Source organism: Gynuella sunshinyii YC6258, assembly GCF_000940805.1.
Lineage (GTDB): Bacteria > Pseudomonadota > Gammaproteobacteria > Pseudomonadales > Natronospirillaceae > Gynuella > Gynuella sunshinyii.
The window spans coordinates 1461546-1476627 of record NZ_CP007142.1 but is presented as its reverse complement, the minus strand read 5'-3'; the positions used below and the strand labels follow the sequence as shown (position 1 = coordinate 1476627).

The following is a 15082-nucleotide window of genomic DNA, read 5'->3' as shown; positions in this document are numbered from 1 at the left end:
CATGTATACTTGCCGGGTTAATACATAGCCATTTGCTATCGGCATCATTCCAAAACGAATTATTTCAAATCCACAGATACTGATACTCTGGTTGTCATTACTGGAGTTTCAGATTATGAACTGGATTTTATTCACACTTCTTGCCGTCAGTATGCAAACGGTAAGAACAGCCGGCCAAAAACGACTCAGTGGACACATATCCCCAATATTGGTCACCTGGGTTCGTTTCGGTTTTGGATTACCATTTGCCATACTTTATTGGCTATATCTGTCATATACCATCGAAGACACATACCTGAACATCGATACAACATTTTTCAGATATTCTTTATTAGCAGCCGTTGCTCAGATCGTCGCCACTTTCCTACTGGTACACGCGCTCAAACTTCGTAATTTCAGTGTTGGAACCACATTTGCAAAAACAGAAGCTATTTTTACGGCACTAATGGGCTTTTTATTCTTTCAACAACCACTTAACCTGTTAGCCGGTATCGCCATTTTTATTGGCGCAGCAGGAACAATTTTAGCGGGCCTGATCAAACCTTACAGAGCGATACTGACAGAACCCTCTCTTATCTATGGCCTTGGAGCCGGACTAGGTTTTGGTCTCGCATCACTCTGGTTACGGCAGGCAAGTCTGTCACTACATGGCAACTACATATACTCCGCAGCCACAACACTGATAACTATTGTTTCACTACAGGTATTGATCTCTGCAATTCCCATGATTAAGAACCCTGTAAATAGCATCAGGCAATTAAAACACCATTGGAAAGCATGTGTATTTGTTGGCGCCACCAGTGCTGCCGGATCAATCGGTTGGTTTACTGCCATGACATTTCAGACAGCGGCGATTGTCAAAGGTCTTGGACAGATAGAGTTTGTCCTGTCTATTCTGATCACCACCTTTTATTTTCGTGAACGCATCTCATACAACGAGTGGACCGGTATGATCCTGGTGACATCATCCGTATGTCTATTATTGTTTGTCAGTTGAATAATACCCTGGCTTACAATATGTCACAAAAACTGTTGCTGTAGATCAAGAATTTCTGCATCAAGACGATCATTCAGCGCTACTTCAAGTTGCTGCTTTCGCTGATCCAGCAGTTTTCGATTTGGCGCAACAACCAACACCGACAGTATTGAATGATCAAGTTCTTCTCTAAGCTCGGTTTCACTGGCTGCAACATCGCTGTGACCACCTAAAAATTTTACCAGCCTGGCGACACGTTGGTTTTTATCCTTTAGCGATTCCACACCATGGAATCGGATATGGTATTGCATCAATATAATCTGCATAGAACGCCTTGTTTTTGTTTCACTTTGATACATGTCAACACATTCTATCTCAATCAGTCTATGTTTTGATTATCTGCCACTTTATGAGGTTTGTGTCATGGCTGCCAAACTACTTGAACACTTGCACAACGAGCATAAAAACCTGTCTCGTTTTCTTTACTGTTTCAGATATCAGTTACAAGGTTTTGGCGATCCGGAGCAGGACGCTAACATCAACCTGATTATGGACATGCTTGACTATATCAATACATTTCCGGAGCGTTACCACCACCCGGTTGAAGACGTTATTTTTAAAAAACTGTTGAGTAAGTCGATCCCAGACCCGGATATTATTACCGACGTACTGGCCCAGCATGCCAAACTGGAAGAGATCACCCAAAAGCTGAAAAATGATTTCAACGCTGTGGCTATGGATATTGCCATGCCAATGGACCAGCTGAAGGTCGACGCACATCTTTATCTGGATATGCAACTAGAACACCTGGATATTGAAGAAAGCGATATTTTTCCACTAGCGGATGAGTACCTGGACGAGGATGACTGGACAGAACTGGAAAACATGGTGGAAACTATTTCGGAAGATCCTTTATTCGATAACACTCGCAAAGAATACGACTCATTACTCTCAGAAATTACCAATTTCGAAGCACAAGGCCTGGATGAGGAAACCAGAAGCAAATTCAGTGATGATTGAGAAATTGTTGAGTAGTCACATTGTTAATATGCCACCAATCCGGCAATAGTCTTTGAACATTTGGCCGGGAAAATCGATCATCGATTAAGATCAGATAACCAGAGTCATTAACATCCCGAATGACTCTACCGGCTGCCTGAATAACTTTCTGCAATCCTGGAAATAAATAAGCATACTCATACCCATGACCAAACACCTGATGCATATTTTTCTTCAGCGCTTCGTTACGTTGATTAAGTTGCGGTAGTCCCAGTGTCAGAATAAATGCACCTATCAACTGTTCACCAGGCAAATCCACCCCTTCTCCAAATGCACCACCCAGCACCACCAACCCGAGAGTATTGATCTTCTGATCAAATGCAGCCATAAATTGTGTTCGCTCTGATTCCGACATACGGGCTGCCTGCCGGATAACTCGATGTTCCTTAACAACGTTTTGTAAACGACTACCGACCTGCTCCAGGTATGCAAACGAACTGAAAAAGAGCAGGTAATTACCCGGGTATTTTTGTAACTGACAACAAATAATATCAATCACTGACTCCACTGAACGCTCCCTGTCCATATAGCGAGTGGAAATATCAGTAATCACTTTAACATCCAGTTGCGGGGCCGAAAAAGGAGAGGATATTTGTTGGACTGGACAATCCTCGCCAAGACCAAGGGTATCCTTAAAATATGCAAAAGGAGTCAGCGTACCGGAAAAAACCACACTGGATTGCGCAGCAGCAAAACGTTCCTTCAACAGTTCCGCCGGAATCTGATTCAGTAACCGAATAGCTGCGTGTGTTTTTTCAACCTCCGTTTCCATCACGAAATGATGGTTAAATAACTCTGCCACTCCCATAAACTGGATAACAGAAAAATAAAACTCCAGATGCTGCTGAGGTAAAACTCCGTGCTCATATTCATCCGTCAGATATTCACTATAGTCAGAGACAAAACGCGATAAACAACCGATCAGTTCTTTATCCAGACTGTCGGTGATATGAACACCCACCGGCCACTGCTTTTCAATTTTCAGCCACCTGCGATTTAGCCGTTCGAGAATTTTTTTGCCGGCATGATTATGAATTTTCCTGGCAGCCAATAACTCCCTTCTACTCAGTTCAGCTGAATACATACTGCGACCTCTGTCGAGCAGGTTATGAGCCTCATCAATCAATAAGCCCGTATGCCATTCATTCGCTTTACTCAAACCATAGATCTGCGCCGACATATCAAACCAATAGTTATAGTCGGCAATCAGAACATCACTCCATTTGAGCATTTCCTGTGCCAGATAATAAGGACATACCTGAAACCTCGAAGCAATGTCGCGGACATCATCAGCCATCAACCAGGCGTTCGCAAAGGCAGCCTGCCTGGCCTCTCCGAGGCGGTCATAAAAACCGTTGGCCAAGGGACAGGAATCACCATGACAGGCCAGATCAGGGTGCTCGCAGACCTTGTCACGGGCTTTCATTTCAACAACATGCAGAATTGACGATTGATCCAACAGTAACTTTTTAAGGGCTTCCTGTACCAACACTCTGCCGGGCGTCTTGGCAGTCAGAAACACCAATTTATCAAGCCCGTCAGAAGGCATAGCCTTTAACGCCGGAAACAATGCAGCCAGCGTCTTGCCAATCCCGGTTGGAGCTTCAATAAGCAGATTTTTGTGCAGTCGGACAGCCTTGTAAACGCTTTCCGCAAAATCTCTCTGACCAGACCGGAAGTCAGGATAAGGGAAGGTCAGTTGCTCCAGTAACTTATCTCGCTGCTGCATGGCAATCTCAAGCTGCTGCGACCACTTAAGGAATTCTCGAACACAACCATCCAGGAACAATTTCAGATCTTCGGCACTGAAACGCTTTTCTTCAATACTTTCCTGTTGCCGATCCACATGCCAATACACCAGTGCCACACCGATTTCAGAATGCCCGTGCAGTTCACAATAGATGGCCGCGTACAACCGCGCCTGTGCCCAATGTAATGCTCTATGGTTATCAGGCAATCGTATCAACTGTCCACGGTAGGTTTTTATTTCTTCAATACGATGACGATCTTGATCATAACCATCCGCCCGGCCGCGGACACAGAGCAATTGTTGATATTGATAAACCAGAGAAACTTCTGACTGATAGTTATCAGGACGCCGGCGATATATAGCCTTATGACCTTCGATACCTTCCAGACTGGAAGGAGCGGGTGTAAAACGCAGATCCAGACTTCCGCTTTTACAGCAGAACTCGGCCAGATTACGGACACTAACGGTTTGCATCATTCTGCCACTGAACATATAACACGGAAGCCGGAATCTGATGACGAATAAAGTAATCAAACCAGCGTATCTGATTATCCTGCAAACGATCTCCCGGACCTTTGACTTCTACCAACCGATAGCAAGACTGACAACGATCAAATACAACGAGATCCGGAAATCCGCTACTGTTACTTTTTATGTCAAACAAAATCCGTTCAAAAATTGTTTTCAAATGTTGAATGGGAATACACCTTTGCACCAACCGCAGCAATGTTTCGTCAATGACCGACCAGTTTACAAATGGATTGGCAATTCCGTATTTATCCAGATAACGGTCTGCCAGCCACTGATGATAATCGGGTTGCTGCATTCTCTCCCAGCCAGCGGCAATTTCCCTTGCCCGGGTACTGGCAAAATCAGTTGTGTATAAATCATGAGGTGCTGACTGAAACGGATGGAAAAATGCACCAGGATAAGGCTTGAAAACCGCCTCCCAAAAGGTCAGACCAAACAAACCATTAAACAGACTGTTTTCCACATAGATTGCCTGCTGAACCTGTGATGTCAGGCTTTCCGCTGCCAACAACTCCACCGGCTCAGGACCATAACTCAATTGACAGGTATGCTGCTCTATCGGAGCCACTACCGCAATACTGACCTTACGAGCCACCTTGCGGGCCAGTCGCTTGATCATTTTCTGACAGCTCTGCTGTTCATTTTCATCCAGAGGCTCTGCCAGGGCCTGTTCACACAGCTGGAATGCCTCCTCATATCGCTGTTGTTTTTCGAGTACACGAATGTGACGTTCACGTGCCCTACGATAATCATTATCAAGATAACAGCTTAACGCCTGATCAAAATCACTTTTGCGCTCAAATTCGTAACCAATACGATACAGAGTTTTATCTCTTTTCTGGTTCAGCCAGTCACTGTCAATCGGTGCCGGCAGACTATCAAAGGCCTGATCTGGCAGATCTTGTTCCAGAAACTCACGGCTGATCAGCAGCTGGCGGTAAAAATCGATCTGCTGGCGATTCTGAAATGCTCGGGTACTGTCGTCGAAAGGAATCGTTTCATAACGAAATAACCCAAGATCGGTTAATACAAATTCAGTCAGATCCTGGTAAGGATTTCCAAAGAACATCAGACACAAACAGTCAAACATGTCCTGACATTGTAATTGAATCAGAGGGTCATCCAGTCCTACCGCCCATTTACTCCAGTGTTTTTTGGATTGCAATCCGTAACATTCATATAATTGTTCTGACAACTGTTTTTTACTGGCTTTTGGTAACAACAGATCATGACCAAAACATGTGATCAACTCCGCCTTCAGCATTTGTCCGGTAACGATTTCAATATCGACAACCGGATCTACCACCACCAATTCATACAGACAAAGTTCTTTAACCGCGACATCTATATTACCGATTTCCGGATATACCAGTTTGGAATAACGAAAGTGCAGCTTCGTCCGCATTAACATTCGAACCAAAAGACATTGGCTTTCGACAGATAGTTGACGGAATATATCCAGAAAATCATGTTCTTTTGGCAACAGTAAATCGTCATAACGCTGTTCGACCCACCGCAACAACGTGTGAAAATTACTCAAATAATAAGGTTGGTCGACTTCTGGAAAATAACTCAATTAAACCACCAGCATTTTTACGTTTAGCGGCTATATTTATTACTACTATTGATGTAGCGCCAATTCATGTGGAGCAGTAATGAATAAGCCATTGCGCGGATTAAAATCATGGGTAAAGCATATCAGTCAGATGGAGTTACCCTCTCTTTCCAATATTTTGCAGGAACTTAATCGCATTACGGATGATCACCAATCGAGTGTACAGGAACTCGCCGACGTCATTCTCAAAGATGCATCCATGACCGCTCAGGTATTAAGGGTTGCCAATTCGGTCCAGTTCAACCCTGGCGGTCAAACCATTCACACCATCAGCAAAGCCATTGTCCAGATTGGTTTTAATGAAATAAAAGCCATCAGCACTACTGTTCTGATCATCGATACTTTGCTGACGCACAGCCACAACGATAATTTTTTACTCGATACCATCGCCCGGTCTTTTCATGCCGCTATTCAGGCGAAAAATATAGCCTACAACCTGTCCCCGGAAAAGCGTGAAGAAATCTTCATTGCGGCATTGCTGTATCACCTTGGTGAAATGGCTTTTCTGGCCTGTCATTTACCTCAGGTTGATGAATATATCCAGCAAGTCAATGATAACCCACAGGAAAAGGCTGCAATTTGCCTCGACATTCTTGGGGTCGGTTTTGGCTCCATCACCAAGGCTTTGTGTAAGGAATGGGATCTGGGGCCTCTGGTCATACAGGCACTGGAGCGCCCAGAACACCCAACCCGCAGTGTTGCCGCCGTGCTGATGGGCGAAGCCATCAGCCAAACTGTCAACAAAGGCTGGCAATCCAGGGAAATGCGCCGACTGGTCAGCCAGGTCAGTCGATTTACTGGACAAAACGATATTAAAACCGAGGATTTGATTGTTGCCGGAGCCGATGAAGCCAGTGCCGTAGCAAAATCATATGGCGCAGAGAAAATCTGTCACCTGCTCCCTTCCGGCAGCCAGCTTCGGGATATACAACCGGAAAGCACTGAAAGCGCCACTCAACTACAGTTGAAGTTCTTGCATGAACTGACCGATCTGACACTCGAAAGAGCCGATATTAACCGGGTTTTCCTCACCGTTATTCAGGGGCTAAACCGTGGAGTACTAATCAAGCGCTGCGCGGTTGCACTGTTCGATATGCAACGGGAGTATCTTGAGGCCAGATATTTTGCCGGGCACAATACCCAGCTCTGGAAAGAACAGTTTCGCATGCCGGTCATGGACTCAGACTATGCCAAAGACGTTTTTTCCATCGCCCTCATTCAATACCAGCCAATCTGGATGGGGCAGGATCAATCACTGGAAAAACTCCGTTATCAGGCACTGCGCAAAATCCTCCCTGACGGAGACTGCTTTGTTGCCCCTATCACTTATCGTAACCGGAACATCGGCGTGATTTATGGCGATGGTAACGGTGACCGACTTACCAGCACTCAATTTAACGACTTCTGCCTGTTTGCCAAGCAGACTAATCTTGGACTGTCTATCCTGATCAAAGACGGTTAAGTATTCTGGGAAAAACATACAGTTCTGAAAGGTCATCTTCTGTTGCAAATTGCCAATACAACGAATTGCTCAGGACTGACATACAGACCTGTTTCCCACCATTACATTCGGTTACCATCAGCAGACTCAAAATATCGGAGTCACCATGACAAAAACTGTTCGAATCGCAACCCGCAAAAGCCCGCTGGCACTTTGGCAGGCGGAATTCGTCAAACAGGCGTTGATTAAGAATCACCCGGAACTTGAGGTGGAGTTGCGAACCTTTACCACTCAGGGAGATAAAATCCTGGATACTCCTTTATCTAAAGTGGGAGGTAAGGGACTATTTGTCAAAGAGTTGGAAAATGCCATGCTGAATGGTGAAGCAGATATTGCTGTGCACTCCATGAAGGATGTTCCGATGGAACTGCCGCCCGGACTGGAACTGGCGGTTATCTGCGAAAGGGAAAATCCCCATGACGCTTTTGTATCAAACCGATACGATAGTATCGACCAGCTCCCGCAGGGGGCTTTGGTGGGAACATCCAGCATGCGTCGCCAGAGTCAGATAAAACACTGGCGTCCGGATCTGCAGGTGGCATCATTGCGTGGTAGTGTCGGCACCCGGCTTGAAAAGCTTGATCAGGGCGATTTCGATGCCATTATTCTGGCCGCCGCCGGACTGATCCGACTGGAACTAAAATCACGCATCACCCAGCTGATACCGGAATCAATATCGACTCCGGCCTGTGGTCAGGGTGCGGTAGGAATTGAATGTCGCAGCAGTGATGACTGGATAAAATCGCTGATCCTGCCTCTCATGCACGAGACAACATGGCTCAGAGTTACCGCAGAAAGAGCCATGAATAAGAAACTGAATGGTGGGTGCCAGGTCCCAATTGCGGGGTTTGCAAAACTCGACTCAGATAATATTCTTGCGCTTGAAGGTCGTGTTGGTGAAACTGATGGTTCTCGGCTCATCATAAAAACGGCCGAACAGCTACTCGAAGGCAACAAAGAACAGCAAACCCTAATCGCGGAGCAATTAGGTCAGAATGTCGCCCAGCAACTTCTGGACGGAGGTGCTGAAGGTATTTTGCAAAGTTTGTATGGAAATCAATGAAGGTACTAATTACTAGACCCAGCGGACAAGAACACTCTTTGGTGCAGTTACTTGAGGGGCAGAGCATTGCTTACGATCATCTGCCACTGCTTTCAATTGCACCAAAGGCAACCGAACAGGCAGATAAAGAACTGATCATGAATCTGGATCAGTTTACCGGCGTCATTGTGGTCAGCCCGAATGCTGCCCGTCACGGACTGGACCTGATCGAGCAATACTGGCCACAGTTTCCGGCCCGGCAATACTGGCTGACCAATGGCTATGGGACAGCCAAAGTGCTGGAGCATGCTGGTCTTGAAGTGGCCTTTCCGGAGACAGGAACACGCACCGAAGACCTGCTGGAACTACCGGAACTGGATCAGATCATTGGTCAGAAATGGCTGATTATCAAAGGAGAAGGTGGTCGTGATCTGCTTAAGCAGGAGCTGGAGGATCGTGGCGCGGAAGTATCCGTGTTATCTGTATACAAGCGTAGCGCTCCGGAAATCACTAAAGCCGAGGCCGCCAAAGCACTCGCTGATGTCGATACTCTGATACTGACTTCTGGAGAAGCGCTGGATAACCTGAACAAGCTGGCTGACATCGAACAACTGAAAGACAAGACCTTCATCGTTTCATCCAGCCGGATGGCACAGATGGTCCAGGAAAGAGGTCTGACAGATATAGTTGTAGCCAAAGGAGCCAGCGACGCCCTGATATTGCAGGCGCTGTTAAAGCTGGATGAACCTGGTACTGACGGACAGGAAGAGTGACAAAATCCCAAGAACCCAAAGAGTTGCCGGCGAACCCTGACGAGGCGGAGCCGGCATCTGTGCCCCCCTCTCAGCCCTCCAAACATAAAACCAGCAAACTGGTAATTCTGACTCTGTTCCTGGTCATAATCCTGGTTGCAGCGATTACCGCTGGAGGCTGGCTGGGCTTTCAACAATGGCAGTTGCTGCAAAACGATAATGCCGGACTGAGAGCCAATATCCAGTCTTTGCAGCAAACCCTCAGCGAAGAAAAAAATACCACTCAACAGTTCAATCAACAGCTGGCAACATTGAAAGAGAACAACCAGCAGGCCATCAGCAACCTTCAGACTGAACTGATCAATACCGCCAGACGCATGACCGAGAGTCAGGGAGTGACCCGTTACGAATGGCTGCTGGCCGAAGCCGAGTACCTCATGCGACTGGCTCAGCAGCGATTAAAACTGGAACAGGATGCTGCGGGTGCTCTGTCCATATTGCAGTCGGCCGATGCCGTATTGCGCGATTCCCACGACGCAGGTTTATTGGACGTTCGTGCCGCTTTAGCAGATGAAATGACCGCACTTGCCGCTATTACGCCAGTCGATACCGGTGGTATTTATTTAAAACTCGCGTCCTTATCGAAACAGATACAACAGTGGCCGATTATTCCTGAGTTTGAACCCACACCGGTCGCGACCGAACAGGATAGCAGCTGGCTGGATGAACTGAGTCAGTTCATAAGAATCAGAGAACACACTGAGGATTTCCAGCCTGCGACTCTGGGACAATTCGAACTGAACCGCACTATCCTGATTCTCAAACTTGAACAAGCTCAGGCTGCATTGCTGAAAAAAAATCAGCCGGCGTATGAAATGGCTCTGTCGCAGGCCAGCCTGTGGCTGGAAAATTATTTTTTGCAGCGTCCACAGGCGCGGGCCATAGACAACCAGCTCACGGAATTATCGCAACTCCAGTTAAACACTGCCCTACCCGAGATCGGTCAGGCACTCAAGCTGCTCAAAGGCTATATTGCTCAAATCTACGCCCTGCAGCGTGAAGCGCCTGCGGAAAAAACAGGGGCAGACCAATGAACTACAGGATTCTGCGGCTGTTTATTCTGATCCTGCTATGGCTTGTGCTGATGACACTTGCTGCTCTGGCAGGGCAGGTTGCCAGCCGTGATGCGGGTTATGTATTGGTCTCCATTGGCCGCTACACCCTGGAAACCAGTTTCTGGCTCGCCGCAGCCGCCTGGTGTTTAAGTGTGGCTATTGTCTATGGCAGCGTATGGTTACTGGGTCGGCTGAGAATTTATCGATCACTGTCGCGCTGGAACCATGCCCGTCTGGCCAATCGTGCCAGTAGAATGATGAATGACGGTCTGCGGGCACTGGCCAGAGGCCAGTTCAAACTGGCTTACAAGCTGCTGACGAACTCAGCCAAACGAGCCAATATTCCAGCAATTAATTATCTTCTGGCTGCCTATGCCGCTCACCATATGGGCAATAACACCTTATGTGACGAATGCCTGACTGCCGCAGAAACCACCGGCAAAGCAGATCCGGTGATGGCCGGACTGCTGCAGTCAATGGTACAGATTCAGCGTAAAGACTATGAACAGGCACTGGCGACCCTGACCCGCATCAGGGGTGAGGATAAGAATCCGTTCAAACTGGAGTTGTTGCGCCAGGTATATGATTATCTTCAGGATTGGGAAAACCTTGATCAGACTTTGAAACGCCTGGATAAAATTGGTCGCAGCCAATCCAGCGAAGTTCGTATCTCAACTGAACACCTGATCATCAACCGCTTGAAACAGGCCGATGCCAAGACGCTTGATAAGGTATGGAACTCCATTGACAGCTCTAATAAGCAGGAACCGGTGATGCTACTGACCTATTGTCACCAGTTGACAGAGCAGGGACGTCAGCAGCAGGCTGAAGTACTGCTGCGCAAGCACATCAGCCAACAATATGATCGTGAATCCATTCTCGCTTATGGCCTGTTGAACGCCGACGCCAAGCAACAGTTACTGGCGGCTGAAAGCTGGTTACGGGAACGCCCCAACAATATAGAGCTATTGGTTACACTGGGGCGTCTCAGCCTCAAAAACCAGCTCTGGGGCAAAGCTTTGGAATATCTCAAAATGGCAGTCTCTCTTGGGCACTGTCCATTGGGTCATGCGGAATTGGCAAGGCTCTACGCCGCCATGGGTGAACAACAGCTCAGTCATGAGCATCTGCAACAGTATGTGGCAATGACCGAGTCACTGCCCCAGCTGCCAATGCCAGATCACGACCAGCAGTCAAAGGCATCCTAAAAGTCCCCCCACTGCGCCTGTAACAAGGTCAAAGCAACCAATGGCGCAGTTTCCGTCCGAAGTATCCTCGGACCAATCAGCGTGGCCTGAAAATCGGCTTTTTCTGCCTCCGTGATTTCGTGATCGGATAGACCGCCTTCCGGCCCTACCAGCAATGCAACAGATTGAGGTCGATTAAATTCACGAATAGGTCTTGCTGCTTTAGGATGTAGTACCAACCTTAATGCCTCCGTCCGAGCGGATAACCACCCGGATAGTGACGTAACGGCATGTACCACCGGAACCTGATGACGATAACACTGCTCACAGGCACTAACGCAGATCTGCTGCCAATGCTGCTGTTTCTTTTCCTGCCGATCACCTTTCAATCGCACTTCACAACGTTCTGACACCAGTGGAGTGACTTCTGTCACGCCCAGTTCCACAGCTTTCTGCAGGGCAAACTCAAAGCGATCACCCTTGGATAATACAATACCCAAATGGGTATGCAGCGGAGACTCGCGATTTACGGCGTCCACCTGCACGATTCGAACCTTGGCATTGTGCCGATCGGACGGCTCCAGCACAGCAACAAACTCGTTCTGACTGTTATTGAACAGCACCAACTCCTGACCCGGCTTCATCCGCAACACTTTCAACAAATGCTGTGAGGCACCGGCTTCCAGTTCAACCAGACCATCCAGCACCAGGGGTTGAGGTGTAAAAATACGAGGTACTCGCATGCCTGCTCCTTAATTCATAGTAACGACCACTGCCGTCCCGCCATCAGATTCTCAATATCCTCAACGGTTTTCGGCAACTGCCCACTTAAAACGTCATGACCATCCCGGGTAACCAGAACCGTATCTTCGATCCGTATTCCGGTACCGCGCAGCGCAGGGCTGACCCGGTCATTATCCACCTGAATATAAATACCAGGTTCCACCGTCAACACCATACCCGGTTCCAGTATCCGCCATTGTCCACCAATTCGATAATCGCCAACATCATGAGCATCCAGACCCAACCAGTGGCTGGTGCGATATTTGAAAAATGGCTGGGCAAGATTTTGCGCCATTGCAGCTTCATAACTGCCGGTTATCCACCCCATCGCCAACAGCCCTTCTGTCATAATCTTTGTCGCCATCTGATGAGGAAGATCAAACGCCACGCCGGGACGAATCACCGAAATTGCTGCGTTCTGAGCCGCCAGTACCAGTTCATACAGCTGTCGCTGTTCAGCACTGAAATGCCCATTGATCGGATAGGTTCGGGAAATATCCATGGCGTAATACTGGTATTCACATCCAGCATCCACCATCAGCAATCCATCTTTGCCCAGTTTTTTATCATTTCGACTGTAGTGCAGTATGCAGGCATTGGCACCGGAAGCCACGATAGGAGGATATGCGACCCGCTGCGCACCGGAGCGCATAAACTCATATTCCAACTCAGCCTGTAGTTGGTATTCAAACACCCCAGGGCGAACACACTTCAACATGCGTTTGTGAGCTGCCACAGAAATATCAGCAGCCTTACGCAACAAGCTGATTTCGGCGGCTGATTTCACCAGCCTCTGCTCGTGGAGTAAATGTCTAAGATCGGAAAAATCTTCAGGCGGTAATGCTCCGATACTCTGTTTCTGCCGAATCGTCCGGGTCCATTCCATCAGCATGTGATCCAGGCGGGGATTGGCACCGATAATGGTATAAACGCGGCTGCGACCCTCAATCAGACCCGGAAGAATTTCGTCCAGATCGGCACTGGGGAAAGCATCGTCCACGCCCAACAGACTGACCACTCGCTCCGGGCCAGCCAGCGGCCCATGCCATTCCTCCCATTCGGGATTACGTTCCAGACAAAATATCAGCTCAGTACCCTGCTCCCGGCCGGGACACAACACCAGCCAACTGTCCGGCTCTTCAAAGCCGGTCAGATAATAGAAGTCGCTGTCCTGTCGAAACGGATAATGAATGTCGCGGTTACGGACCGTCAAACTGGCAGATGGAATAATGGCAATGGAATGATCCGCCATCCCCGCCATCAGACGCTGTCTGCGACGTCGGAACTCAGCCTTGGCAACTCTGCTCACAGACACACCAATTAATGGGTTGTATTATCTGACGCCTCAGTCTTCGGTAATTCATTGAACTCCAGAAACAGGCTCAAGGCAGACAGACGCACATGCTCGAATACCGTCATCCAGTCTTCCTCATCACTGTCATCGGCATCCTGTTCCTGCAGCAACGAAATTTCCGACAAATCCGAAATGATTTCTCCAGCCTCCGGAGTCATCTTCGACAAATCCCGCCCACTGAGACCCAAGCCACTGATAAAGGCAGAACACCAGGACGCCAACTCAGACAGCCGTCTGGGGATTTCCTGACCATCTGCCACAAAAACCGGCCGAAATAACATCTGCTCATCCTGCAGAACCGCCAGCATGTTGTCGTAAAACTCAATCAATTCTGCCTTGGTTTCCGGATCAGCACTCTGATCGGTTTCCATCACTTCAAGTGCCTGGGCGATAAACTGCTCAGCCATAAACCGGCCTCCGGCACACAGGTGTCCGGCGATAGTCCCATGAATCATTGCCGGTGTAGCCCTGGCCCCAAGCCGGGTGCACAGCTGTAACACCCTTTCATAATCAAATTGTTCAGACATTCATTCTTCCAAGTATTCATCGTCATTGCTGCTGGCAAAACACTGAACGGTTCAAAAAACAGTCAGCGTGGCAACCGAACAGACCTGAATAAATCCTAACACTGGTCATAACTGATGTCTGCGCTGATTGATTATCCAGGTGTCGGCTTTTATAGTACTGCGGGTCTGTTGTGGTTTAGGTTCTGTTCAAGAAACTGTAAACACGACAGTCCCATGCGTCTTGAGCAGAAGAAATTTCATGAGCAACACTGATCTGAAAACATTGGCCTCCAAAGTTGAAGAGCTGCTGGAAGCCTACCAAAGCCTGGAAAAAGAAAACCAATTACTACGCGCTGAACGTACGCATTGGCATTCCGAACGCAAACGTCTGATTCAGCAAAATGAACTTGCGAGACAAAAAGTGGAAGCCATGATCGACCGGCTTAAAAAAATGGAGTCTGAATAATGAAGCCTGCCGCCAAGCTTATTTCTGTAACGATTTTGGATCGAGAATATAATGTTGCCTGCCCTGATGGGCAGGAGCACGAGCTACAAAAGGCCGCCAGCTTTCTGGATAAGAAAATGCAGGAGATCAAATCCAGCGGCAAGGTGTTCGGAATGGAGCGTATTGCCGTGATGGCTGCCTTGAACCTGACGCACGAGTTGCTGCATCAGGATGAAATGGACAACAGCGAATCATTGGAAATTGAAAAAATAACCGAAAAAATCGATCAGGCACTGGGAGCGGGCCGCCAGCTGGAACTTTGATTGCTTTTCAGCATCACCGCCACCATCCGTCAAGCCATATGACACGATATTCTGGAAGTTGATATTTGAAAACAAATCTATCTAACCAGTTTTTTGTTTTCGCAAAGTCAAGACCTGTTATTCTGATATTTTTTCTTATAATG

Annotated in this window: 15 protein-coding genes; 9 read left to right on the top strand and 6 right to left on the bottom strand. The window is 47.8% G+C overall.

Annotated features, from left to right (window positions below; all coding sequences use genetic code 11):
- Window positions 1–115 precede the first annotated feature (115 nt).
- Window positions 116–997 (top strand): DMT family transporter, encoded by an 882-nt coding sequence (locus YC6258_RS06550; protein WP_044616309.1) that lies wholly within the window; start codon window positions 116–118, stop codon window positions 995–997.
- A gap of 23 nt (window positions 998–1020) precedes the next feature.
- On the opposite strand, the gene YC6258_RS06545 is transcribed toward YC6258_RS06550, so the two are convergent.
- Entirely contained in the window at window positions 1021–1335 is a 315-nt protein-coding gene (locus YC6258_RS06545) for a DUF503 family protein (RefSeq protein ID WP_082070585.1), read from the bottom strand.
- Between the two features lie 64 nt (window positions 1336–1399).
- On the opposite strand from YC6258_RS06545, the gene YC6258_RS06540 reads away from it, so the two are divergent.
- The gene (locus YC6258_RS06540; RefSeq protein WP_044616307.1) at window positions 1400–1996 is read left to right on the top strand and encodes a hemerythrin domain-containing protein; all 597 of its coding nucleotides are present in this window, start codon (window positions 1400–1402) and stop codon (window positions 1994–1996) included.
- Here YC6258_RS06540 and YC6258_RS06535 read toward each other — a convergent pair.
- Together YC6258_RS06535 and YC6258_RS06530 are read right to left on the bottom strand one after the other, a co-directional pair.
- On the bottom strand, window positions 1983–4262 hold the full coding sequence (locus YC6258_RS06535; protein WP_044619807.1) for an ATP-dependent DNA helicase: 2280 nt from the start codon (window positions 4260–4262) through the stop codon (window positions 1983–1985). The genes YC6258_RS06540 and YC6258_RS06535 overlap by 14 nt on opposite strands.
- Window positions 4246–5892, bottom strand: a complete 1647-nt coding sequence (locus YC6258_RS06530) for a VRR-NUC domain-containing protein (RefSeq protein WP_044616306.1) — start codon at window positions 5890–5892, stop codon at window positions 4246–4248. Before YC6258_RS06530 ends, YC6258_RS06535 begins: the two co-directional genes overlap by 17 nt.
- A gap of 79 nt (window positions 5893–5971) precedes the next feature.
- Between YC6258_RS06530 and YC6258_RS06525 the strand changes: the two genes are divergently transcribed.
- The 5 genes from YC6258_RS06525 to YC6258_RS06505 all read left to right on the top strand — a co-directional run bounded on the left by YC6258_RS06525 (window position 5972) and on the right by YC6258_RS06505 (window position 11549).
- The gene (locus tag YC6258_RS06525; protein ID WP_044616305.1) at window positions 5972–7393 is read left to right on the top strand and encodes an HDOD domain-containing protein; all 1422 of its coding nucleotides are present in this window, start codon (window positions 5972–5974) and stop codon (window positions 7391–7393) included.
- Window positions 7394–7538: 145 nt separating this feature from the next.
- A complete protein-coding gene (gene hemC / locus YC6258_RS06520; protein ID WP_044616304.1) occupies window positions 7539–8495 on the top strand; it encodes a hydroxymethylbilane synthase in 957 nt (318 codons plus the stop codon).
- Window positions 8492–9247 (top strand): uroporphyrinogen-III synthase, encoded by a 756-nt coding sequence (locus YC6258_RS06515; RefSeq protein WP_044616303.1) that lies wholly within the window; start codon window positions 8492–8494, stop codon window positions 9245–9247. Before hemC ends, YC6258_RS06515 begins: the two co-directional genes overlap by 4 nt.
- Window positions 9244–10320 carry a uroporphyrinogen-III C-methyltransferase gene (locus YC6258_RS06510; protein WP_044616302.1) on the top strand — a complete coding sequence of 359 codons (1077 nt, stop codon included), beginning with the start codon at window positions 9244–9246 and terminating at the stop codon, window positions 10318–10320. The genes YC6258_RS06515 and YC6258_RS06510 overlap by 4 nt, the downstream gene beginning before the upstream one ends.
- Window positions 10317–11549, top strand: a complete 1233-nt coding sequence (locus YC6258_RS06505; RefSeq protein ID WP_044616301.1) for a heme biosynthesis HemY N-terminal domain-containing protein — start codon at window positions 10317–10319, stop codon at window positions 11547–11549. Before YC6258_RS06510 ends, YC6258_RS06505 begins: the two co-directional genes overlap by 4 nt.
- Here YC6258_RS06505 and YC6258_RS06500 read toward each other — a convergent pair.
- The 3 genes from YC6258_RS06500 to YC6258_RS06490 are packed head-to-tail and all read right to left on the bottom strand — an operon-like array spanning window position 11546 to window position 14192.
- Window positions 11546–12271, bottom strand: a complete 726-nt coding sequence (locus YC6258_RS06500; RefSeq protein ID WP_044616300.1) for a 16S rRNA (uracil(1498)-N(3))-methyltransferase — start codon at window positions 12269–12271, stop codon at window positions 11546–11548. The genes YC6258_RS06505 and YC6258_RS06500 overlap by 4 nt on opposite strands.
- 14 nt (window positions 12272–12285) lie before the next feature.
- The gene (locus YC6258_RS06495; protein WP_044616299.1) at window positions 12286–13620 is read right to left on the bottom strand and encodes an aminopeptidase P N-terminal domain-containing protein; all 1335 of its coding nucleotides are present in this window, start codon (window positions 13618–13620) and stop codon (window positions 12286–12288) included.
- A gap of 11 nt (window positions 13621–13631) precedes the next feature.
- Complete coding sequence (locus YC6258_RS06490; RefSeq protein WP_044616298.1) at window positions 13632–14192, bottom strand: UPF0149 family protein; 561 nt, start codon at window positions 14190–14192, stop codon at window positions 13632–13634.
- A gap of 238 nt (window positions 14193–14430) precedes the next feature.
- On the opposite strand from YC6258_RS06490, the gene YC6258_RS06485 reads away from it, so the two are divergent.
- Window positions 14431–14637 carry a TIGR02449 family protein gene (locus tag YC6258_RS06485; RefSeq protein ID WP_044616297.1) on the top strand — a complete coding sequence of 69 codons (207 nt, stop codon included), beginning with the start codon at window positions 14431–14433 and terminating at the stop codon, window positions 14635–14637.
- Window positions 14637–14939 carry a cell division protein ZapA gene (locus YC6258_RS06480; protein WP_044616296.1) on the top strand — a complete coding sequence of 101 codons (303 nt, stop codon included), beginning with the start codon at window positions 14637–14639 and terminating at the stop codon, window positions 14937–14939. The genes YC6258_RS06485 and YC6258_RS06480 overlap by 1 nt, the downstream gene beginning before the upstream one ends.
- The last annotated feature ends 143 nt before the right edge of the window (window positions 14940–15082 follow it).